The sequence below is a fragment of the Paraflavitalea sp. genome (assembly GCF_059502485.1).
Genome location: NZ_JCACET010000008.1, coordinates 2,196,878 through 2,220,671, shown reverse-complemented (window position 1 = coordinate 2,220,671; position 23,794 = coordinate 2,196,878). Strand labels below are relative to the sequence as shown.

Here is a 23,794-nt window from a genome sequence, read left to right as displayed (position 1 = left end):
CAAATCAATATTTTGCAGGGCCTTTTGTTTTTATGTAATTTTTCAGGCGTGTTTACTACTAACTGTATAAATTAGTTACCTTTCTCCAATTAAAACAACTTCATATGGGACTGTTTGATTTTATCAGGAATGAGTTTATCGAGGTCATTGAATGGGTAGATGATACCACTGATACCGTGATCTACAAGTTTCCGGACAAGGGTAATAAGATCATGAACGGTGCGCAACTTACCGTACGGGAATCGCAGGTGGCCGTGCTGATGAATGAAGGTGAGTTTGGCGATGTGTACATCCCCGGCCGGCACGAACTGAGCACGAAAAACATGCCCATCACCACTACATTGAAGTCGTGGAAATACCTGTTCGACTCTCCTTTCAAAGTTGATGTATATTATGTAAACACCAAGCAGTTTACTAACCTGAAGTGGGGTACTTCCAATCCCATCATCGTACGCGACCCTGAGTTCAAGCAAGTACGCCTTCGATCTTTTGGTACGTACACCATGCGGGTGATCGATCCCAAGAAGTTCATCAAGGAGTTTGCCGGCACCAATCCCTGGGTGCGCATCGAGGGCGTAAGTGAGCAACTGCGTAATACCATCGTGAGCAAGCTGGCCGAAGGCCTGGCTGAAGCCGGTGTTTCTGTGCTTGACCTTGCCGCCAACTTTACCGAGATCGGTGAGAAACTGAAACCTGTATTCCAGAAGGAGTTTGATATATGGGGCATCAAGCTGGGCAAGTTCTACATCGAGAATGTAACGCTTCCCGAAGAAGTGGAGAAGATGCTCGACAAGACCACGCAGTTGAATATGTTGTCTGACAAGCTAAACCAGTTCAACCAGATGCAGGGTGGTATTGCGATAGAGAATCTGTCCAACAATCCCGGTGCGGCAAGCACTGCAGGTATCGGCGCAGGTGTGATATTGACCAACCTGTTGCAGCCTCAGCAGCAACAAGGTAATAACACTGCTCCGGCCAATGATCCGCAGGAAAAGCAAAAGCTGGTAGACCTGCTGAAGCAGCTGGGCGAACTGAAAGCGCAGGGCATTTTAACGGAAGATGAATTCAATCAAAAGAAAGCAGAAATACTCGGCAAGTTATAATAACCAGGGTGAGCCGTCCCGACTAAAGTACGGGACGACCCACTCTGTATGAGACCATTCCATGGAAACAGCAACCCAAGAACCTCTTTTATTATTCCCGTGCCCGGGATGTAATTCACAGTTGTATTTCAGTCCCAAATTGCAGCAACTGGAATGTGAACACTGCGGCACCAAGGTAGCCATCGATAAAGCCACTGATCTTATCAAAGAAAACCTTTTGCGTCAGCAAATGGCAGGCACCACCGACCCTGCCGTTACGGTAGAGCAATTGGTGTATAAATGTGAGCGTTGTGGTTCTCAGTCTGTCTTCACTACCGAAACGCCGACTTTCACCTGTAGCTTTTGCAACTTCGAAGCCGTCAATCCCGTAGCTTATAAAACCCGCATCATCCAGCCATCCGGTATGGTGCCTTTCAAGGTCGACAAGCAGCAATCTATCGATGTTTTCAAAACCTGGGTAGGCAAAGGCTGGTGGGCGCCCGGCGACCTGAAGCAATTTGCCCGCCACGATGCACTGCACGGCATATACCTCCCCTTCTGGACCTACGACGCACAGACCAACAGTGAATGGAGTGGTTATGGCGGCCGTTATTATTACGAAACTGAATACTATACCGATAGTGAAGGCAAACGGCAATCGAGGCAGGTGCAGCGTACGGAATGGATATACCGCAGCGGCTCGTTCGATCATTTCTTTGACGATATACTGATCGGCGGCGCTACGGAATTATCCCAAAACGAATATGAAAGCATTTTCCCTTATCAACTGCAAGAGCTGGTGAACTTCGACGCGAAGTACCTGTCTGGCTGGAAAGCCGATGTATATGATATCGCTGTAAATGATGGGTATGACAAGGCGGAAGCCATCATGAAAGATGCCATCTATGAAGCCTGCGCCGACCGCTGCCGTATCGACACTTACCGCAACCTGAATGTGGATACTGTTTATTCCAGCCAGACTTACAAGCATATTCTTTTACCGCTCTGGATATGTACGTATGCTTACAAGAGCAAAACCTATCACTTCCTGATCAATGGACAAACCGGCAAGATCCATGGTAAAAAACCGGTATCAGCCTCAAAAGTAGTGTTGGTGATACTGCTCGCGTTGCTGGTCATTGCTGCGATCGTACTGTTGTCGCAGCAGGGATAGAAGTGAGACGTGAGAGACGTTTACTTCGACAACAGGTAGTAGCAGGCTTCTTAATAAAAGAACTGTTCCAGCACAATCTTCCCATCTTTTACTTCATACATCATGATCTGGTGGATCTTTATCCTGCCATGTGGCCGCACTGTAAGTTCTTTCTCTCTTACCACTGCAAAATGATTACCGGTAACAAGTGGTTCGCTGGTATATAAACTGTGAACAGCCTCTATGCGGGTTACAAACTCCTGTCCTTTTTTACCAACATCGGTCTTACCTTCTGCATACCCAAAATAGGGTGAGTTGGCTGGCTCTACGCTTTTAACGTTCTCTGCAAAGAACTCTTCCTGTATTTCAAACCATTTTTCCTGTTGGGCGAGTTCATGGAAGCGGGCTGCCACTTCCTGCGTGGTCATTGTTTTTTGGCTTTGTGTTGTCATTGTTTTCGTTTTTATTTTCTTATATTGTTATTGACAGAACAAAAGTATTGTCCAGATTCATCTTTGGCAGGGTGGTAAATGGACTTTGCAGGAGGGAGATTTGGACAACGTATCTTTTTAACAATACAACGTATTATAGCCTGTATGCTTAAGTGGAGTTTTATATTACTGATCCCGGTACTCTTGATGGCGGATAACCTTCAGAAAGATGGCATTGACGTTAAGGCTGAAGCCCCTGCTCCTTGTAAATCTTATTATAATAGTACGCTTAAGAAGCAAGTGTACACACAAGTGGAGATTGAACCCGAATATGGTGGAGGTACAGCTGCCTATCAACGATTTCTCAACAAGAATATGCAGTATCCGCAGGAAGGGATTGATGAGCATAACCCACAAGATAGAATAGAAATGAAATTCATTGTAGATACCGATGGAAGCATCATTCAGCCACGCATAAATGATAAAACTGACACTACCGATTTCACACCTTTCGAAAAAGAAATGGTGAGGGTACTTAAACTGACGGGTAAATGGCAACCCGGCATCTGCCAGGGCAAGAAGGTGGCTGCAGAAAAAAAGGCATCTATGGTCGTATGCTTTAGTACAGAATAAGAACACACACCTCTTCTCTCGTCTCGTTTGAGGTTTCAAATTGAAACCTCAAAAGCTCGTCTAAGGTTGCAATTTGCAACCTTAAAGAATCTGCTCATTCACTATCAATCCTTTACAGCTTCTTCAATCGCCTTTAATAATGATTTAGGTTGGTCGGATGGGATATCCTGTGTGAGTTCCCAAACCATGACGCCTTTGAAACCTTTTCGTTTGGCGTAACTGGTTTTCTCTTTGATCAGGTCGGGGCCATTGAAGACAACAAGGTTGTGTTCATTGACAGCTGGTGTAAGAAAAGGGAACCAACTTGCAATGTCTTTATACGGTACCTGGTCGGCGAGGCCACCGGCATCGCTCTTGAATTTATATCCGTAGAATGGAAGGCCGATCACCATCTGGGATGACTTGGTATAGCCCTTGCGCTTCCAGAAATCAACGGCATCCAACACATGCTGAAAAGTGGCGTGATTACCATAAGGACTGGCAGCCCAGGCGCCAGCCTGATCATAGGCCATGAGTTGTATCCAATCGGCATACTTCAACGCACGCGCGGTATAAAACTCACCGCCCCATCCGTGGGCTACGGTGGCTACCAGTAGTAATTGTTGCAGATGTAACTTTTCGGATAATACTTTCATCAATGCTTCATAGTTGGCAGCATTGGTATTGTCTCTTATTTGTTCCCAATCCATATCCACGCCCTGCAGGTCATGGTCTTTACAGAATTGAACGCAAGCGGCAGCAAACTTTTCGCGTGCTGCTTCTGTGGCGGCCATTACTGGCAAAGTTTGATCACTGCCACCACCGAGGCTGATAAATCTTTTCTTACCAGCGGAGCGGGTCTTGAATGTGTTGAAAGCTGCCTGCTCTTCGGGTGTGAAGGCAAGGAAACTCCCGTCGGGGTTTGCTTTGATGAATGCAAAGAATATATGGGTCAGTTTGCTGTAGTCGATGGCGGAACCGTCCTTCCATGATGGCACATAGCCGCCCACCATGAACTCCTGCTTCTGTGCCGTGCTTTTGGTGCAGGTAAACAGAAGCAGGAAGGCCAATAAATAGGTATTCTTCATTGATTCATTTAATTCAATGCTCTGAAGGCAGTACGGAATAATGACTTGGTGCTGTCGGCAGCATCGGCGTCCATGTACCAGCCATACATTCCTTTGTAGTTAGTTGTTTTAATATGGTCGGCTTTCGCTTTGATCAAAGGAACGCCGTTGTAATAGATGCCTTTGGAGGAGTTCACGAACTCTTTAACATTGGCAGCAGCATCCAGTGTCAATATGTTTTTGTAGGTGGTGTAATCATAAGCACCCCAGCTGGCACAATTGCCGTTTGCATCCAGCTCGTTGTAGCGCAGGCCAAATGCAGGGAACCCTACTACGATCTTTTCTGCAGGCACATGGAACTGGCGCCATAGGTCGGCTGCTGTTTTCATAAAGTCGAGGGAAGAGGCCTGACCTACCGGTGCGCCCGGCCCTACGTGTACCCCATCTTCAAATGCACGCACATTCACCCAGTCTACAGGTGTGAGATCGGGATACTCCCAATGCTGCCAACCTGTACCTGCTGAAATGGTAATGATGCTATTGGCAGGCAACGCTGTTCTCAACTCTTTAATAAAGAGGCCCAGCGCTGCAAGGTTTGCACTATAATTTGGCGAACCATTGAAGTCGGTCATCATTACTTCCACGCCATCCATCTTCGTAGCGGCCAGGTAATTCTTAACCTGTGTTACCAGACCAGCGCGAAGTGATGCGTTACGCAAGGCTGGTCCCATGTCATCGCTTTCATAGAAAGCCCAGCCATCTACAGGAGTCAATCTACCAAAGAGAGCCAGCAATACAGGTATACCACGGATATGCCCTCTCGCCACCAATTCATCAGCAAGCTGATTAGCATTGCCTCTCGTGATATCCAATGCTCCATCGGAACTTACTCTTCCGATCTGTGCGGCCAGGTGGGTAATGAATGGCCACTTAACATCGGTTCCAAGACCATCATAGCTCAGATACCCCATGACCACTTTATTGAAATTCTTTCGCGTATAGGTAGCAGGTTTTACCACTACCTGTGAACTGCGGGTTGATATCAGGCCATTGAGCTCTACTTCCAGCTTGATGTTGTACTCACCGCCTGCGGTGGGCACAAAAGCAAAGCTGGTATCGTTCGACTTTACCTGATCGTTCACTTTCCAGCTGATCTTTACTTTGCCGGCCGGTGAATAGGTGATGCCGCCATATTTAGCTGTATCGTTCTGATTGATGATGATGGCTTGTGGAAAATTGCCTTGGGCATAAAAGATCCTCGGGTAATCGCCTTCGCCGAATTCGGGATCTTCAGCTATATCCTTTTTACAGGCATACAGTAGTGTGATACCAGTTATCACAACTGCTATGCGGGTGAGGAGGGAATATATTTTACGATTGATAAGTTGCATACTGTGTTGATTGATGTTGTTCATAAATGTGAACCGGTGCTACTTCAGGATGAGCCGTCCCGACTAAAGTACGGGACGCCCCACATTCTTGCATTACGGCATATCCCACCATACCCGGCTGTTCCAGTCATCTTTACCACCCATGCGGGTAATGGCCTCGCCGGCATGTTTTGCATTGAGTGATTTTTCTGAAATGGGGTATTCCATGCGTCTTGGCATCTGGGTGGCATCTGAATAACCAGACTTGAATCCTGACGGCAACACGGGGAACCCGCTTCTGCGTATGTTGGCATAGGCTTCGGGGCCATTCATGAACAGGGCAATCCACAACTGTGTGTTGATCTGTTGCAACTCTCTGCCGGGCTGCAAAGCATTATCGGAAATGAACTTGGTGATATCGGCATCGCTGATGGCAGGTGCGTTGGGATAAATGGCCAACTGGCGGCAGGCTGCTGCCAATCCATTTTTATAATGTTCTTCGGCTGTAGCGCCCAATTGCATGTTGAACCTTATGGAAGCGTCTGCCAGCAGGAATTCGGTTTCTGCATATCCGAGGTGAAGGAAAGGTGCGCCTGGGGCAATCAAGTAATTAGATACTTGTATGAACTGCTCGTTATTGGTAACGGGTACGCCTTGCGCATCAGGTGTATTCACATAAATAGTGTTCTGCCAGTTGTCCCAGATGAAGTCGGCAGGACGCACACCAAATGAACCTACCTGTGCTTTTACCTGTTCGGTGATATCCACCCGCTCGAAGGGTTTGAATGGTTTATCGAGGTAGTTGCGCGCCATCACGTAGAGGCGGGGATCGTTGGAGTTTTGTAACTGGGTGATGAAGGTGCTCGTCATCCTGTAACCAATCAGATCACCCTGATTGAGGGCTGCCGATAAGCCATTACCACGGAGATCACTGTAATCATTCTGCACATTATCATGGCGCATCAGGCAGTTGTCGTCCTGTGATGCAATGACTCCTGCGTTGAATGCTTTCTGTACTTCTTCTTTTGCTTTGGTGGGGTTTCGCTTTGCAATGCGCAGCGCAAGACGCAGGCGCAAGGAGGCGGTAAACTTTTTCCATTTAGCAGTGCTGCCTTTGTAAAAGGCGTCATTGCTCACAAGGTCCTGTCCTTCATTGAATTTAGTAACAGCCGTATCCAGCTGTTTGAAGAAGTCGTTGTAGATATCTTCCTGCTTGTCGTACGCTGGCGCCGGTTTGCTTTTGCTGTAAGCGGCCGAGGCATCTGTATAGGGTATATCGCCATACAGATCGGTGAGGCGGGCAAAGAGATACACTTTCATCACGCGGCACATGCCATTGAGGTTTTTAGCCGTATTGTTGTTGCGGCTCCGCTCTTCCGCATCGATTATGTTCTTGATCTCGTTCACATAATTGTCTTCCCACAGCAGTGAGGCGTAACGTTCCTGTTTTACATAGAACTGGCCGTATTGGTTGGCCCATGCTCCGCCGATATGGCCTACCAGTGGCATCGTGAGTATCACGCCCAGACGCTCCTGCACATTGAGGTCGCCGGAGAACTTTTGTTGTGCGTAGCCCAACTGGATAGCGGGGTCAAGGTTGGAAGATTTTGTAGGATCGATATTGGTGTCGCCAAATTTCTTACAGGCTGTTGCCAGCATCCCGGTAAGTAATATGAGGCATATATATTTTTTCATAACAGTTTGTGTTGGTATTAAAACTTTATGTTCAGGTTGATACCCCAGCTTCTTCTGCCGGGCAATGAACCGTATTCGAGGCCCTGTCCGTTGCCATTGTTGTAATTGGAGTCCGGATCGATGTTGGGCACTTTCTTATGAATGATGAAAGGGTTGCGGCTCACTGCTGACAATGAAATGGACTGGGCATTGATCTTCTTCGATAAGCGCGCAGGTAGTGAATACGACACTACGATCTCGCGCATCTTGATGTAGCTGGCATCGTAAATGAATGGCGGTGCAATTCCTTTATCATCGCCATAGTACAGGGGCCAATACACGTTGGGATCCACAGGTTTTGTATTGGCAGTGTAAACGGGTTTACCATCCGGATCGGTGCCTGTTTGTACTACACCCTGTGGCACATATCCTTTTGCATTGCCGGAGGCCATCCACGCTTCGAGGGTTTGCCCTGCTGCCAGCCTTGCTTCTTCTGATTGTATCCATTCTTTGCGACCGGCCAGTGTCATCTTATGTTGTCCGCGTGTTACGGCGAAGAGGTTCGTCATAGAAAATAAATCGGCGCCGGTTTTTATATCGATCACTGCTGTCAATGAAATGTTCTTGTAGCGGAAGGTGTTGGTGAGGCCGCCTGTCCAATCCCAGGTACCCTTTCCTACTGGTACGCGGTTGTCACCAGCCAACGGTTGTAGGGTAATGGGGTCGAGAATGAATTGTCCGGCGGGTGCACGCTGGTAATCGTATCCCAGTATCGTACCGTAAGGCATGTTGGGTTCTGCAATCACGGAGATACCCAGCCATCTTGCATCGGAGAGGGTAATGTAGGCAACGCCTTCTGCCAGCGACTTGACTGTATTTTTATTGTGTGCAGCATTGGCGGCGATGTCCCAGCTGAAGTTTTTGGTCACTACCGGTTTACCCGTCACTAATATTTCCACGCCGGTGTTGGTGATGTTGCCTGCGTTGATGATCTGTGTGGCAAATCCGCCGGAGAAAGGAATATTAATAAGGTTGATCTGGTCTCTTGAGTTTTGGGTGTACCAGGTAAACTCCAGCCCGAGCCTGTTGTTCAGGAACTTTGCATCTACGCCTGCTTCAAAGCTGCGGGTACGGGTTGGTTTCAGGTTAGGGTTGGGGTTGGCCGCGTTGGCAATGGCTCCGATAACCGTATTGGAAGGCTGTAATGGATTGAGTTGATAGTTCAGGTTGAGTTGGTAAGGATCGGTATCATTACCTACTTCTGCTGCCGAAGCGCGCACCTTCAGGTAATTCAGGAAACTGCTCTTGATATCAAACGCATCCGATACGATAAAGGATGTACCGAGCGAAGGATACCAATAGCTATTGTTGGCAGTGGGGAGAGAAGAAGAAATATCGCGCCGTATAGTGGCATCCAGGAACAGGTAGCCTTTGTATCCGAGGCTGAGGGTGGAATAGAATGAATTATTCCTTTTCCTGATATTGGTTTCTGTAACGGTGTTTGTTTTGAAACTGTTGAAGGCAACGGCATCTGTTACCACCATGTTGGTGCCGAGCTTGGCCGTGCCACGGTTGCGATAGAACTCCATGCTACCACCAATGTTGACTGATCCATCAAAGCTGCCCACTTGCTTCTTCATGGTGATCAACATGTCTGCCGAAGTATAAGAGAAGCGGGTGTCGGTGCCATCCAGGCGACCGGTCAATGCGCCGGGTGTGGTAGGTGGACTGAATTTCTCAAAGCCCAGGAAGGTAAAGTCGTTGTTGATCCTTCCTTGCAGGGACAACCAATAGGTGGGGTTGTAATTGAGCTGTATGATGCTCATGAGCCTGTCTTTACGGGTAGTGTTGCTCATGCGGTTGATAACCCAATAGGGATTCAGGTGGTATTGGCCTCCACCCCACTCTACGTATTGGCCAAACTGATCCTGGTATCCTTTTTCAAATACTTGTTGGTCTACGTTGTTGGCAAGGCCCACAAAGTTGAACCCGATGTTGCTGGGATCGTCGGCAAGACCGGGCCTGTTCTTTACGTATTCGTTCATGTATGTGGCCCGCACGTCGATGCTCAGTTGTGAACCTATTTTGCTGGTACCGCGTAAAGTAAATGTGTTACGATTGAGGTAGCTTTTAGGAACAATGTCATTGTTGTACAGGTTGCTGTAGGAGAAACGGAAGCTGCTGATCTCATTACCACCTGTAAGTGCAATGTTGTTGGCAAAGGTGGTGCCTGTGCGGAAGAAATTTTCGATGTTGTTCTTGACAAGGCCATAAGATGCCGTACCGCCATCGAAGGATGGTATCTTAAGATTTGGATCGAGTCTTGCGCCGAAGTTGGAGAATAGGGTGTTGCGGGATATCAACTGACTGGTAGGAATGTTTCCATTCATGCCTTGCCCGTATTCATATTGGTTATCATCGGCACGGGTGAGTAATGTTTCGAAGGTGGCAGTTGAGTTCACTTCTATGCCCAGGCTTTTGCGTGCTGTGCCTTTTTTGGTAGTGATCATGATGACACCGTGACCAGCGCGGCTGCCGTAGAGCGCAGAGGCTGCCGGGCCTTTGAGGATAGAAATGGTTTCGACATCATTGGGGTCGATGGCTGAGATGGCATCGCCCAGGTCAAATCCTGAAGCATACTTATCATTGCTGGATGCACCGTAATTGGAATTGTCCATGGGCACGCCATCTACCACATATAGGGGTTGGTTATTACCGGTAATATCTGTGTTGCCCCTGATGAGCACTTTGGCTGCTCCACCGGGGCCACCTGCTGTATTGCTGATGATGAGGCCGGGCACCCTGCCTGCCAGTGTGTTGATGACGTTGGGCTCGCGGGCTTTGTCGATGGCCTCGCCTTTTACTTCGCCTACCGCATAGCTAAGGGCTTTTTTCTCGCGCTTGATACCAAGGCCGGTAACGACTACCTCACTCAGGTTCTTAGCGGAAGAAGTGAGTGCGATCGTCAATGGCTGCGTCAGTGATTCCACCTGCATCATTTTGTCTTCATAACCAATGCAGGTAAACACCAGGCGCGTCCTTGGCTCGGCAGGGATTTCAAAGGCGCCTTCTTTATCGGACACCACGGTGACTTTCAATTTGGCGTTGTAGATGCTTACTGATGGTAGTGGATCGCCTGTATCGGTAACTACTTTGCCTTTCAATGCCGTGTTGACTTCTGTTGCGTCTGTGCTAATTGTCTTTACTGTTACCGTGTTGTTCTTCAACTGGTAGGTAAGTCCGCCCAGGGCACATACTTTATCCAGCAGGTCTTTCAATTTGTAACTGGCGGTGGGGAGTGTAATTTTTTTGGTGAGGTTTACTTTGCCTGCATCGTAGGCAAATCGAACGCCTGCTTTTTGGGTGATCTCTCTGAATACTTTTTCCATGGGTGCATCTGTGAATCCTATCTGCACCGTTTGGTTTTCCTGGGCAATGCCCTGCAAGGGAAGTAGTGAGAACAACAGCAAGACGGTACTGATGAGCAAAGTGGTGACTTTGCCCACAGCGTTGGTTGTGTAGGTCATAAGCAGTTTTGTTTAAGCGGCCTGGTTAAAAGGCGATGTTGACGGTTTGGTTTTGGATCGTGTATTTTAAATCATAGGTAAATTCCAGGGACGATAAGATGGATTCCAACTGATCGGCCTTGAACTCTCCTGTGAAACTGATATCCTTTGGATTGCTGGTAGTAATGACGAGCTTCTTGTCGAAATATTCTTCTATGATACTTTTTACCTGTTCCCAATTGGCCTTTTTGAATATGACCAATCCTTTTGTCCAGTTTACGAGCGCGTCGTTATCGAATGTTGACTTTACCAGTTCTTCTTTCTGTTGGTAGCTGGCCTTTTCGTAGGGCACGAGGTGTACGGATGACTGACCTTTTACATCTACTCTTACTTTGCCGGTAAGGAGTGACACCGTGGTAGGGGCTGCATTGGACGACTGGTGTATGTAAAAGGAGGTACCCAATGCTGTTGTACTCACTGATCCGCTAATCACCGTAAACGGTTTGTCGGGATTCTTCGCTACCTGGAAAAAGGCTGTTCCAATGAGCTGTACTTCTCTTTTTGTTTTGTTGAAGCCGGGCGCAAGGTTAATGGATGAGTTACCATTTAATATTACTTCACTGCCATCGGGCAGGGTAAAGCGCTGGATATTGTTTTGTGTGGCTGCGAAGGCCATGAAACTCTTATCGGGTGTAGCGGATTCGATGTGTGAGGGATAGAAATACCAGGTAGCGGCTGCGATGATAAGAACTGCCGCAGCGGCTGGCCAGGCATAGCGGAGGAATGAACGCTTGCGACGGCCTTCACCCTGCATGGTGATTACAGGCGTTGCTGCGGCGCCAATCAATTGCTGCAGCTTTGCCAACTCCTCCGCTTTATTAGCACTGACTGACTTTTGCTGCTCTTTTAGGGCAAAAAACAGCTGGGTAGCCTGCGCCAATATTGCCGGGTCCAACTGGCCGGTTTCTTTCCTGCTTTTCCACTGCGCTACGTCTGCTTCATTCTGCTGAAGCAGGTAGTTCACGAAGGACTCGTCGGCCAGGTAATCTTCTATGGTGTAATTATTATAGTCAGGCATACAATGGGTTACAGGGGTAAAACGCTGTGCCTGTGCCGGCAAATCATGACCCTGTATTATATAAGATACATTGAGAGGGGAAGTTTTACCGTCTGGATGGGAACTTTTTTTGAAAAAGCTGTGAGTTGTGAGACGTTTTCTTCGATAGCAGATTTCTCACTCCGCCGCCATTACCTGCTTTCAAGAGTCCCTAATGGCTCCGTTCGAAATGACAGAAGGGGGATACGTAATTATTGCCCGAAAACCTTTTTGAGGGTCTTGATGCTTTCGTGGATGCTGTTGTAGACGGTGCGGACGGAGATGTCGAGGTGGAGGGCGATCTTCTCGTAGCTCATTTCTTCTATGAAGCGGAGTCTGATCAGTTCCTGCTGGCGGGGGGTGAGCTGGCTCAAAATCTGTGCAGCCCGTTGTTTAAGCTGTTCCTGCTCCTGTAGTTCGATGTGCATTTCTTCTACGGAGGCGGTGGAAACAAGGCTTTCGGCAGCCGTATCGATGGGCACTAACTTATGTTGCTGTTTCTGCAGGGTGCGCAGCATCCTGTTCTTAAAGCAGGTGAAGAGGTAGGCTTTGGGATGGGTGACCTGGGGCAATTGCTGGCGGTTGGTCCACAGGCTGGCAAATACAAGGTTGATGGCATCTTTACTGTCGTGGGTGTTGGCGCAAAGCCTTAGGCCATATTGCAGTAATTCATCATAATATAGTTGGTACAAGGCATATAATGCTTTTTCATCCCCATGGCGTAGCTGATCCCATAAAGCAGTGTTTGTTGATGATGTCATATTACAGGCCTACGCCTAAAGTAATAAATCTTTTTAGTTCTGCATCATGCAATCTTTATAAGCGCGGGGGGTAATGCCTTCGGTCTTTTTGAAGAGGCGGATGAAATAGTTGACATCATTGAAGCCACATTGTATACTTACCGAGTTGACGCTGTTCTGAGGATTGCCCAGTAATTGCTTGGCCAGCTTGATGCGTTCGTTGTTGATATAATCCAGCGGGGTGATACCTACCTGCTCCTTGAACCATTTGAAGAAAAGGTTGCGGCTTAAGTAGGCTTTTCTGCTCAGGGCATCCACTGCTATTTTTTCTGTCAGGTGTTCATGTATGTAATGAAGGATGTAGTGCATCCTGTCTTTGTTCTTCTGTGTATCGCTTTCGATGGCCACCTGCTGCATGTGCTGGCTTTGCACCAGCCTGATCAATAATTCTTTCAAGGTGAGATCAGCGAATACATCTTTTGCTTTATCGCTGCTGCTGCAAACACGGATGAGTTTATTGATCAATCCTGTTACTTCGGTATCGTTGGCAAAATGGTATTGGTTGAACTGCAGTTTCCACTCGCGCATTTCTTCTTTGTGGTTGTAATAATGGTTCATGTAGGACATCGTCTCGGCAACATACTCAGCATCCACTGCCAGGGCAATGCATTGGGTAGGATTGTCTTGTTGCGCCTCGGGGAAATCAATCACCATTGTTTCGTGTGCAGGCACAATCACTGTTTCGCCGGGCAGGTAATCAAACGCCGGTTTATCGAACAGGTGCATTATTTTTTTACCTCTCACCATACTGGTGATCACAAAATCGTTAAATGTCAGCGGGATATGAAAGGCATCCTGGTAGGTCTCGAAGATGTTCAGTTCACAATTCTGCAGGTTGAAAACGCGCCGGTTCTCCACCAATGTCTGTAAATATTTAGGATGCGTCAGGTCTACTGTACGCAAGAGATTTTTGGATGGCATGCGCAATCTTTTACTACCTACAATTTAAACAATAATGCCGCCCTTTACAAAAAGAAAAGTACGATCGTCCTATTTTAAAAGACGATCGTGTGTGCCTTCTGCCGCTGTAAGGTGTGAAATTCAGTGTCTAATTTTCTAACGATAAATCTTCCATTATGAGTACTGCAACAGCGTCTGCACCAAAAGGCAATGTGGCCGCCCGGCCATCATTCAAAGAAAAATATGATCACTATATTGGGGGACAATGGGTTGCCCCTTCCAGCGGTGAATATTTCGATAATGTATCTCCTATCGATGGGAAGGTTTTTACCCAGGCTGCCCGGGGTAATGCCAAGGACATCGATCTGGCGATCGATGCGGCTACCGAGGCTTTCAAAACCTGGAGTAAGACTGCCGCAAGTCATCGCAGTAACCTGCTGCTGAAAATTGCGCAGGTGATCGAGGATAATCTTGAATACCTGGCTATTGTGGAAACTATCGACAATGGCAAGGCCATTCGTGAAACAAGGGCGGCTGATCTTCCGCTGGTTATCGATCATTTCCGCTATTTCGCCGGTGTGATCCGGAGTGAAGAAGGAACTATCAGCGAACATGATGAAACTACTGTGAGTATCAACTTGCATGAACCAATTGGCGTAGTAGGTCAGATCATTCCCTGGAACTTCCCGCTACTAATGGCTACGTGGAAAATAGCGCCAGCCCTGGCAGCAGGATGTACAGTGGTTGTGAAGCCTGCCGAACAAACGCCTACCAGTATTATGGTGTTGATGGAACTGGTTGGCGATATTCTTCCTAAAGGGGTGTTGAATATTGTAACTGGTTTTGGCGTAGAGGCTGGCAAACCACTCGCTTCTTCTCCACGGGTAAACAAGGTAGCGTTCACCGGTGAAACTACTACCGGCCGCCTGATCATGCAATATGCTTCTGAAAACCTGATCCCTGTGACGATGGAACTGGGTGGTAAGAGCCCTAATATCTTCTTCGAGTCTGTTGCGGATGCCGATGATGAGTTTTTCGATAAGGCTGTTGAGGGTGCTGTGATGTTTGCGTTGAACCAGGGTGAGGTTTGTACCTGTCCGTCAAGGATATTGGTGCATGAAAATATTTATGACAAGTTCATGAGTAAGGTAATTCAACGCACTAAGGCTATTAAAATGGGTAACCCACTTGATGGCACCGTGATGATGGGTGCGCAGGCGAGTGAAGACCAGTATAATAAAATCTTAAGTTATCTCGATATCGGCAAGCAGGAAGGTGCTGAAGTGCTGTGTGGTGGTGAAGCTTTTCACCAGAACAGCGGCCTTGAACATGGCTATTATATCAAGCCTACTATTTTCAGGGGCAACAATAAGATGCGTGTTTTCCAGGAAGAAATATTCGGGCCTGTTACCTCTGTAACCACTTTCAAAACAACGGAAGAAGCTATTGCGATCGCCAATGATACGCTGTATGGTTTGGGCGCCGGTGTGTGGACCAGGGATGCGCATGAAATGTACCAGGTGCCAAGGTCTATACAGGCTGGCCGCGTGTGGGTGAATTGTTATCATGCTTATCCTGCGCATGCTCCTTTTGGCGGTTATAAGAAATCAGGTTTTGGCCGTGAGACGCACAAGATGATGCTGAATCATTACCGTCAAACCAAGAATATGCTGATCTCCTACAGCAAACAGAAATTAGGATTCTTTTAAGTGTCAGGGATGTAAAGATCAGAGGCTGATACGGCGGCGCGTGGCGCTGCCGTATTCTTTTATTTAAATGTATGTTATGGCTATACCAAGAATACTATCAACTGATAAGGCTAATGAACTGATTGACCGGCTGAGGGCTCAAAATGGGCCTTTAATGTTTCACCAAAGTGGCGGATGCTGTGACGGGAGTCAACCCATGTGCTTTCCTGTGGGAGAATTTAAAACCGGTGGCAGTGATGTTTGCCTGGGTGAAGTGTATGGCTGTAAATTCTTCATGGGCGCGGATCAGTTTGAATACTGGAAGCACACGCAACTGATCCTCGACGTTACGCCGGGCAGGGGCAGCAGTTTCTCTTTAGAGATCCCCCTGGGTGTACGGTTCTATATTCAGTCAAAGCTTTTTACTGAGGCGGAGCTGGAAGACCTGGAGCCGTTGTTGGAGGTTGCTGCTACCAGTTAACCAAGGTGACCTACCTTTTGAAAACCCTTCGACAAGCTCAGGGTGACAGCATTCGGCTTCGGCAGGCTCAGGGTGACAAAGAAATCTATCCGCCATTCTTCATGATGATGAGGTTGGCGACGAGGCCTGTCCAACCGGTTTGGTGGGAAGCACCGAGGCCTTTGCCGCTATCGCCATGGAAGTATTCGTGAAACAACACATAGTCTTTGAAATGGGGATCGGTTTGCATTTTTTCATGATCACCGAATATCGCTCTCCTGCCTTTCTCATCGCGGAGGAATATTTTTAGCAGACGATTGGCAATAGCAGTACCCACTTCTTTCAGGGTAAGGTAATGCCCTGAAGCGGTTGGGTACTCTATTTTAAAATCATCGCTGTAATAGAAGTGGTATTTGCGGAGGCTTTCGATGATGAGGAAGTTCATTGGCATCCATACCGGCCCCCTCCAGTTGGAGTTGCCGCCGTATATATTGCTGTCGCTTTCTCCGGGAACGTATTGTACTCTCAACTCCCCGCCGTTGATGTGTATGCTATAGGGTTGTTCGCCATATCTTTTAGACATAGACCGTATGCCGTAATCGCTGAGGAATTCTGTTTCATCCAGCATGCGGCTCAGTAATCGCTTCATGCGGTGGCCGCGCAGCAAGCCCAACAGGTGTACATCGCGTTTTCCTTCTTCGAACCAGCGTGATACCAGCAACGCGAGATCGGGCCGGTGCCTCAGGAACCATTGCATGCGCTCGGCAAAAACCGGATTGTTCTTCAGCGTTTCTTCGGTGATCACTTCCACAGCAAACAAGGGTATCAGTCCCACCATGCTCTTCACTTTCAGCTTTACAATGCTCCGGTCTTGTGCTCGTACCTGGTCGTAGAAGAATTCATCTTCTTCATCCCAGAGTCCGGTATGTTCTTTACCCATGCTGGCCATGGCTCCTGCGATGTAGAGGAAGTGTTCAAAGAATTTGGTGGCCATGCCGGTATATGCTTTATTGCGCGTGGCCAGCTCCAGTGAAATGTGGAGCATGTTGAGCGCATAGATCGCCATCCAGCTCGTGGCATCTGCCTGCTCGATCGTGGCGCCGTCGGGCAAAGGGGCACTTCTGTCGAATACGCCAATGTTATCCAACCCCAGGAAGCCGCCTTCGAAGATATTGCTGCCCATCCTGTCTTTTCGGTTTACCCACCAGGTGAAGTTGATGAGTAGTTTGTGGAACACTGATTCGAGGAAATCATAATCCTTGGTTCCTTTAGCTCTTGCGTCCTGGCGGAACACCCGGTACACTGCACCGGCATGTATCGGAGGGTTGGCATCCCCCAACGACCACTCATAGGCGGGCAGCATGCCGGATGGATGCATGTACCACTCTTCTGTCAATAACTGCAACTGGTATTTGGCAAAGTCGGGATCTACCATACCAATGGTTACGCAATGAAAGCCGAGGTCCCAGGCGGCATACCAGGGAAACTCCCATTTATCGGGTACTGACAGAATGTGTTCGTTGTTGACCTGCCGCCAATCGGCATTGCGTCCTTTCAATCGCTGGGGCGGTGGTGTGGGCATGGCCGGGTCGCCATCCAACCATTGTTGTACTTTATAGGAATAGAATTGTTTATTCCACAGCATGCCGGCGATTGCCTGCCGGTGGACTAATTTCTCATCTTCGTTCTCAATGGTATGTTGCAGGTGGTCAAAGAAATTATTGGCTTCTGTTATTCTTTTCGCAAAGATGGTATCGAAGTGATCAAATTCTCCCTTTTCCTTATGATCGCACAGCCTTAAACGGATGGTGTGGGATTGGCCTGCAGGTATGGTGATATCGTAATCTATCGCTGCTTTAGTGCCTTCTTTTATGGGGTTGACCGAATCTTTTTTATGTATCAGGAAGTCATTGATGCCATCCTTACGCCAGGGCTTTTTGTTGTCGTAGTTGTATAAACGGAGGGTGTTGGTCTCATTGTCACAATAGAGGGTGCGGGCATTGCCTTCGTAATGTAGACAGGTCATGGCCATGTCCTTGTGGGAAAGGCCGATGGTATTGTCTCCTGCCTGGTATAAGGTGGGTTTGTAATCGTGCCTGCCCCAGCACCAGGTGTTGCGAAACCAGATGGTGGGCAACACGTGGAGGCTGGCATCTTCGGCACCCCGGTTGTGAATGGTGATCTTGATGAGTATATCGTCTGTGCCGGCCTTGGCGTATTCTACAAATACATCGAAGTATTTATTGTCGTTGAAAATACCAGTGTCTATCAATTCAAACTCTTCGTCCTGCTTGCCACGACGCGCATTTTCGCGTACCAACCGTTCATAGGGAAACTCCTGCTGTGGGTATTTGTACAGCATTTTCATGTAGGAGTGGGTGGGCGTAGCATCGAGGTAGTAGTACAGTTCTTTCACATCTTCGCCATGATTGCCTTCCTGATTACTGAGGCCGAAGAAACGCTCTTTGAGGCAGGCATCGCGCTTGTTCCACAGGGCCAGTGCAAAGCATAGCAGTTGGTGATCGTCGCTGATGCCGGCAATGCCTTCTTCGCCCCAGCGCCAGGCCATGCTGCGGGCCATATCGTGTGTGGTATAATTCCAGGCATCGCCATTGGCACTATAATCTTCACGCACCGTACCCCATTGCCTGTCTGACACATATGAGCCCCATCTTTTCCAGCCTTCCTGTTGTAATCGTTGTTGTTCTGCGTTCATTACGTAATGCTTTCTTGTGACAAGGAGCAAGGTGAGCCGCCCTCGCTGCGCGGGTTATGCAGCGCTGCAGGGCGACCCACCTTTGCCTGAATAACAAAGATAGCCTCCTAAGGTTGAAGTCTTAAAATAGCACTAACTTTCGGGTATTAAAGTTTTCTAATGCAGACACATGCTGTGATAACACGCACCATCCGGAGAGTAGAAGGGGGACAGGTATTGGTGGCTGATGATGTGCTGGCCATTGAAGAACCGCTGGAAATACAATTGTCTTATGGTCCGCAACCGCTGCACCGTAATGTTTCTATTACCATGCGCACGCCTGGCAACGATGAGGAACTGGCGGCGGGCTTCCTGTTTACGGAAGGGATCATTCAACAACGGCAAGCTATCCAACATATATCGCCTGTATTGCCCGGCATGAACAGTGTGCGGGTAACGTTGCATCCTGATATTCAACCACGGTTGCAACAAGCCGACCGTAATTTCTACACTACTTCGAGCTGCGGGGTCTGTGGCAAGGCCAGCATCGACGCCATCAAAACGGTATCGCCCTTCCTCAGCAATTCCAATGATTATTTGCTGATCGCCGAAGGGATGCTGCATGGGCTGCAAGCCAGTTTGCTGCAACAGCAAGCCGTGTTTGACAGTACCGGTGGGCTGCATGCTTCCGGATTGTTTACTGCTGAAGGGGAGCTTTGTATGCTTCGTGAAGATGTGGGCCGTCACAATGCGCTGGACAAACTCATTGGCGCTGCGTTGTTGCAAGACCTGTTGCCGCTGGATAACAAGGTGCTGCTGCTGAGCGGCCGTGCCAGTTTCGAGCTGATACAGAAGGCCGCTATGGCTGGGATCAAAGTAGTGGCGGCAGTGGGTGCTCCTTCCAGCCTGGCCGTGGAGCTGGCGCAGGAGAATAATATGACGCTGGTGGGCTTCCTGCGTAATCATCGTTTTAATATTTATTGTGGGGAGGCACGGATTGAAATGCAAGGCAACGAGTAGAGAAGGCAACGAGGCAGCAAGGCATTGAGGCAACGAGTGGAAACTCTTTTAACAACATAATAGTGGTGTTATGAATGAAGAGAATACATCTCCGATACAGGGGGCGGAAAATCCGGATTTGTTTACAGGCCTGAAGCTTGGATCTGTGAAAACAAGTGCTGCAGGGTTTCCCGCTGTGCTTCATGCCTTCCAGCATGTATTTGGCGAAGCTGGTGTTGTGCGTGGGTGGAAGGCATTGAGTAAACTGAATCAGAAGGGTGGTTATGATTGTCCCAGCTGCGCCTGGCCTGATCCGGACGATGAACGTAGTGGGGTTGCTGAGTACTGTGAGAATGGCGCCAAGGCTGTGGCAGAGGAAGCTACGGCCAAAAAATTAACGCCGGATTTCTTTGCTCAACATAGTGTGCAGGAGCTGGCCGCGCTTACCGATTATGAGATCGGACGTAAGGGCCGTATTGCGCAACCTATGTTCCTTCCTAAAGGTGCTACGCATTATCAGCCTATTTCCTGGGATGCAGCTTTCAGTAAGATCGCGACAACGCTCAACGGTTTATCTTCTCCCAACGAGGCTATCTTTTATACATCAGGACGCACCAGTAATGAAGCGGCCTTCCTGTACCAGTTGTTTGTTCGTGCCTATGGCACCAACAACCTGCCTGATTGCAGTAATATGTGTCATGAAAGCAGTGGTGTGGCGCTTGGCGAATCACTGGGGATCGGTAAAGGGAGTGTGAAACTGGAAGACCTTTATGAAGCGGAGGTGATCATCATCATGGGCCAGAATCCTGGCACAAATCACCCGCGTATGCTTTCTGCGTTGCAGAAAGCGAAAGCTAATGGTGCGCTGATCATCTCTATCAATCCATTGCCCGAAGCGGGATTGATGGGCTTCAATAATCCGCAGCAACTGAAAGGGATGTTGCACATGACTACCCCACTCTCTGATGTATACCTACCGGTAAAGATCAATGGTGATATGCCGCTGCTGCAGGCATTGGAAAAGTTATTGTTGCAGGCCGAGGAGCAGGATCCAGGTAAGGTTTTTGACCGTGGCTTCATCCGGGTCCATACATTGGGTTATGATGAGCTGGTGCAACACCTGCGTGAGCTCGACATGGACATGCTGGTGCAAGCCTGCGGCATCGATCTGGTGCAACTGCAAGAAGTAGCCAATCTTTTGAAATATAAAACGAAGATCGTTGCATGCTGGGCCATGGGTCTTACGCAGCATAAAAATGCTGTAGATACCATCAAAGAGGTTGTGAATCTATTATTGCTCAAAGGCAGCATTGGGAAGAAGGGGGCCGGCACTTGTCCTGTGCGCGGACACAGTAATGTGCAGGGTGACAGAACCATGGGCATCTATGAGCAGCCATCGGTTCGCTTTCTTCAATCTATTCAGCGGACATTCGGTTTTGAACCGCCTGCCGATCACGGATTGGACGTTGTTGACTGTATCAAAGCCATGCACAATGGTAAAGGGAAAGTATTCTTTGCCATGGGTGGTAATTTCCTCTCTGCGACTCCTGATACACTATACACTGCAACGGCGTTGAGCAAATGCCTGCTGACTGTGCATGTATCTACCAAATTAAACCGCAGTCACCTGGTGCATGGTGATGAAGCGTTGGTCCTTCCCTGCCTTGGCCGCAGTGATAAGGATATACTGAATGGTGAAGCGCAGTTTGTGAGTTGTGAAAACTCTATGGGTGTTATTCAATCTTCGCAAGGAATATTAACGCCCATATCCGATGACCTGCTGAGTGAACCGGTGATCGTGTGCCGCCTTGCCAAAGCCACGTTGGGCAACCGCAATCCGGTGGACTGGAACAAATACTTACAGCATTATGATCATATCCGCGATGATATAGAGCGTACCATTCCGGGCTTTGATCAATATAATAAACGGGTGCGCCTGCCTGGCGGCTTTTATCTTCCCAACTGTAACCGCGAAGGCCATTTCGATACAGCTACCAATAAAGCGCATTTCAATGTTGCTATGCAGGAGCCACTTGTATTGGGTCAGGATGAATTACTAATGATGACTGTTCGCAGTCATGACCAGTTCAATACCACCATCTATGGCCTCGACGACCGTTACCGCGGTGTTTACCATGAACGCCGGGTGATCTTTATGAATCAGGGTGATATGCGACAGCGGGGCCTGCAAAGTGGCGATGTGGTGGACCTGTTCAATTATCATAACGAGGTAGAAAGGGTGGCGCACAGGTTTATTGTAGTGCCGTATGCTATTCCTGCCGGTTGTACTGCTACTTATTTTCCTGAGACTAATGTGCTGGTGCCGATTGACAGTGTGGCAGAAAAGAGTAATACGCCTACATCGAAATTTGTAGTGATAGAGGTGAGGAAGAGTTCGGAGTAGAGAGTCGAGAGTTCAGAGTCAGGAGACGAAGCAGTCTGGCCGCTGGAGCGGCCTGACTAATTGAACAGCCGATCGGTTCGGCGGCCTGATTGGCTAAAATAACAAAAGGCTGTTCGTGGGGAACAGCCTTAGCGTTTTGAATATAGCCTATCGGTTTAAATGCCTGTCGGTTTATCGTAATTCTTTACTTCCTGTTTTATGAACAGCGGCTTGAGTGTAAACCAACCCAAAGCCGGGAAGAAGTGCATAGGAACAGTTAGTCCGGGGAACAGCTCGGGCATTTCAGCTTCCAGGGGAAGCTTCGCAGCCAATGGGGCCAGGATGCTGGCAAAGCTGAGGATGGTGAAGAGCAGGTTGAAAATAATTTCTCCCTTGTCTTTCAGGAATCTATACAACAGCCAATAGCCCAGTGCCGCCAATACGCCGCCTCCTATGGAACCGGCGAAAATGGAAGTGGTTGCTGCCACCGCAGAGAAATCAACTCCCAGTGAATCGTGGTATACTTTGGCATATATGAGGGATGCCGCGCCGGCTAATGCGCCGGATACTATACCTAACAGGAATGCTCTTTTAAACATGTGTGTACCTTTTATTTTTTGGTAACAGGTACATACACTTCAATCTTCACTAATGCTCCCGTACCTGTGGCTGGTTTGCCGATGCCGTAATCGCTGCGGTTTACAGTGAACGTGCCGGAGAATACCGCTTCATTTCCTTTGGGTACAAAGGCGAATGGGATATTGATCTCTTTCTTCACGCCGTGCATTTCCAGTGTTCCGGTAGCCTGCCAGCCAGTGCCTGTCTTAGCGATCTTTGTTGAATTAAAAACGATCTGCGGATATTTTGCTGCATCAAACCACTCGTCGCCTTTGGCATGTTTGTTCTGCATGCCATTACCGGTATTGATGGAGTTTACATCAATATTAACAGAGAATTTGGAGGCAGCAAGGTTCTGCTCATCAAACACAATGCTTCCGGTGAAGGTTTTGAAGATGCCAGCAGCATCGTCGTTGGTAAACTTAATGCTATAGTCTTTCTTGATCTCCCAGCTCTTCGCTACGGAGAAAGCGAACACTGCTGTTAATGCCAGCAGTGTTGCGAATGAAAATATGATCTTCTTCATTTGACTAAGTTAGTCTTTTATGAATTCAAAATCACCTGCCAGGGCAACTTCGTCGGCCAGGGCTGCAGTGGGGAATCCGGTAGCGATACCGAAATCGGAACGCTTGATGGTGCCGCTCACTTTAAAGCCTACCATGTCTTTCTTGCTCTGGGGGTGAACTGCCTTTCCTATCAGTACGGCGTCCAGCTCGATCTTTTTGGTAACACCATGCAGGGTGAGGTCGCCGGCAACTTTATAGTTGTTACCAGACACTTTCTTGAAAGATGTGCTTTTGAAAGTGAGCTGAGGGAATTGGGCAGCATCGAAGAAATCTGCGCTTTGCAGGTGCTTATCGCGCATTTCGTTGTCGGTGTTGATGCTTTTCACTTCAGCAGTCATTTCTACCACAGCATCTGAAAAATCTTCTGCATTATGGCTGATGGAGATCTTGTAATCTTTAAAGCTGCCATTAAAGGTGGCAATGCCCATGTGCTTCACACTGAATCCGAATCTTGAGTGTACATTGTCAGATTTCCAGGATATTGCAAATGGCAGGGTAAACGATAACAGCGCTACAGCTGCTACAACAGTAATTGCTTTGAACTTGAACATTGGGTGATTGTTTTTGTTTTTAAAAAGGCGTCTCTCTTTTTCCATCACAAAAGTATTTACCTTTACTATACAAAAGTAAGCACTATACAAAAGTATACCGGTATATTTTAGTATAGTGATCCCCCTAAAGACCGATTGTACTT

At 48.1% G+C, this 23,794-nt stretch carries 19 protein-coding genes; 7 read left to right on the top strand and 12 right to left on the bottom strand.

The window, feature by feature from the left end; translation table 11 throughout:
* The first annotated feature begins 104 nt into the window (after positions 1–104).
* Together AC5JBY_RS11515 and AC5JBY_RS11510 are read left to right on the top strand one after the other, a co-directional pair.
* Positions 105–1,103: an SPFH domain-containing protein gene (locus AC5JBY_RS11515; protein ID WP_495904736.1), complete on the top strand. Its 999-nt coding sequence runs from the start codon at positions 105–107 to the stop codon at positions 1,101–1,103.
* Positions 1,104–1,242: 139 nt separating this feature from the next.
* Positions 1,243–2,256, top strand: coding sequence for a TFIIB-type zinc ribbon-containing protein (locus AC5JBY_RS11510; RefSeq protein WP_495904735.1), 1,014 nt, complete (start codon positions 1,243–1,245; stop codon positions 2,254–2,256).
* A gap of 50 nt (positions 2,257–2,306) precedes the next feature.
* Here AC5JBY_RS11510 and AC5JBY_RS11505 read toward each other — a convergent pair whose 3' ends face one another.
* Entirely contained in the window at positions 2,307–2,687 is a 381-nt protein-coding gene (locus tag AC5JBY_RS11505) for a SnoaL-like domain-containing protein (protein WP_495904734.1), read from the bottom strand.
* Positions 2,688–2,831: 144 nt separating this feature from the next.
* Between AC5JBY_RS11505 and AC5JBY_RS11500 the strand changes: the two genes are divergently transcribed.
* Complete coding sequence (locus tag AC5JBY_RS11500) at positions 2,832–3,299, top strand: energy transducer TonB (RefSeq protein WP_495904733.1); 468 nt, start codon at positions 2,832–2,834, stop codon at positions 3,297–3,299.
* A 104-nt stretch (positions 3,300–3,403) separates the two neighbouring features.
* Here AC5JBY_RS11500 and AC5JBY_RS11495 read toward each other — a convergent pair whose 3' ends face one another.
* The 7 genes from AC5JBY_RS11495 to AC5JBY_RS11465 form a co-directional block, all read right to left on the bottom strand.
* Positions 3,404–4,366, bottom strand: coding sequence for a glycosyl hydrolase family 18 protein (locus tag AC5JBY_RS11495; protein ID WP_495904732.1), 963 nt, complete (start codon positions 4,364–4,366; stop codon positions 3,404–3,406).
* Positions 4,367–4,374: 8 nt separating this feature from the next.
* Entirely contained in the window at positions 4,375–5,736 is a 1,362-nt protein-coding gene (locus tag AC5JBY_RS11490; RefSeq protein WP_495904731.1) for a glycosyl hydrolase family 18 protein, read from the bottom strand.
* A gap of 93 nt (positions 5,737–5,829) precedes the next feature.
* Positions 5,830–7,410: a SusD/RagB family nutrient-binding outer membrane lipoprotein gene (locus AC5JBY_RS11485; protein WP_495904730.1), complete on the bottom strand. Its 1,581-nt coding sequence runs from the start codon at positions 7,408–7,410 to the stop codon at positions 5,830–5,832.
* Between the two features lie 17 nt (positions 7,411–7,427).
* A complete protein-coding gene (locus AC5JBY_RS11480) occupies positions 7,428–10,916 on the bottom strand; it encodes a SusC/RagA family TonB-linked outer membrane protein (protein WP_495904729.1) in 3,489 nt (1,162 codons plus the stop codon).
* Between the two features lie 25 nt (positions 10,917–10,941).
* A complete protein-coding gene (locus tag AC5JBY_RS11475; RefSeq protein ID WP_495904728.1) occupies positions 10,942–11,973 on the bottom strand; it encodes a FecR family protein in 1,032 nt (343 codons plus the stop codon).
* Positions 11,974–12,203: 230 nt separating this feature from the next.
* A complete protein-coding gene (locus tag AC5JBY_RS11470) occupies positions 12,204–12,752 on the bottom strand; it encodes an RNA polymerase sigma factor (protein ID WP_495904727.1) in 549 nt (182 codons plus the stop codon).
* 33 nt (positions 12,753–12,785) lie between these two features.
* Positions 12,786–13,712, bottom strand: coding sequence for an AraC family transcriptional regulator (locus tag AC5JBY_RS11465; protein WP_495904726.1), 927 nt, complete (start codon positions 13,710–13,712; stop codon positions 12,786–12,788).
* Between the two features lie 155 nt (positions 13,713–13,867).
* On the opposite strand from AC5JBY_RS11465, the gene AC5JBY_RS11460 reads away from it, so the two are divergent.
* A complete protein-coding gene (locus tag AC5JBY_RS11460) occupies positions 13,868–15,400 on the top strand; it encodes an aldehyde dehydrogenase family protein (protein WP_495904725.1) in 1,533 nt (510 codons plus the stop codon).
* Positions 15,401–15,476: 76 nt separating this feature from the next.
* Positions 15,477–15,860, top strand: coding sequence for a DUF779 domain-containing protein (locus AC5JBY_RS11455; protein WP_495904724.1), 384 nt, complete (start codon positions 15,477–15,479; stop codon positions 15,858–15,860).
* Positions 15,861–15,945: 85 nt separating this feature from the next.
* On the opposite strand, the gene AC5JBY_RS11450 is transcribed toward AC5JBY_RS11455, so the two are convergent.
* Positions 15,946–18,555, bottom strand: a complete 2,610-nt coding sequence (locus AC5JBY_RS11450) for an MGH1-like glycoside hydrolase domain-containing protein (RefSeq protein WP_495904723.1) — start codon at positions 18,553–18,555, stop codon at positions 15,946–15,948.
* Positions 18,556–18,714: 159 nt separating this feature from the next.
* On the opposite strand from AC5JBY_RS11450, the gene fdhD reads away from it, so the two are divergent.
* Complete coding sequence (gene fdhD, locus AC5JBY_RS11445; protein ID WP_495904722.1) at positions 18,715–19,554, top strand: formate dehydrogenase accessory sulfurtransferase FdhD; 840 nt, start codon at positions 18,715–18,717, stop codon at positions 19,552–19,554.
* A gap of 70 nt (positions 19,555–19,624) precedes the next feature.
* On the top strand, positions 19,625–21,937 hold the full coding sequence (locus tag AC5JBY_RS11440; RefSeq protein WP_495904721.1) for an FdhF/YdeP family oxidoreductase: 2,313 nt from the start codon (positions 19,625–19,627) through the stop codon (positions 21,935–21,937).
* Positions 21,938–22,092: 155 nt separating this feature from the next.
* On the opposite strand, the gene AC5JBY_RS11435 is transcribed toward AC5JBY_RS11440, so the two are convergent.
* The 3 genes from AC5JBY_RS11435 to AC5JBY_RS11425 are packed head-to-tail and all read right to left on the bottom strand — an operon-like array spanning position 22,093 to position 23,651.
* Positions 22,093–22,515 carry a hypothetical protein gene (locus AC5JBY_RS11435; RefSeq protein WP_495904720.1) on the bottom strand — a complete coding sequence of 141 codons (423 nt, stop codon included), beginning with the start codon at positions 22,513–22,515 and terminating at the stop codon, positions 22,093–22,095.
* A gap of 11 nt (positions 22,516–22,526) precedes the next feature.
* Positions 22,527–23,060 carry a YceI family protein gene (locus tag AC5JBY_RS11430; protein WP_495904719.1) on the bottom strand — a complete coding sequence of 178 codons (534 nt, stop codon included), beginning with the start codon at positions 23,058–23,060 and terminating at the stop codon, positions 22,527–22,529.
* 9 nt (positions 23,061–23,069) lie between these two features.
* Complete coding sequence (locus AC5JBY_RS11425) at positions 23,070–23,651, bottom strand: YceI family protein (RefSeq protein WP_495904718.1); 582 nt, start codon at positions 23,649–23,651, stop codon at positions 23,070–23,072.
* Positions 23,652–23,794 lie beyond the last annotated feature (143 nt).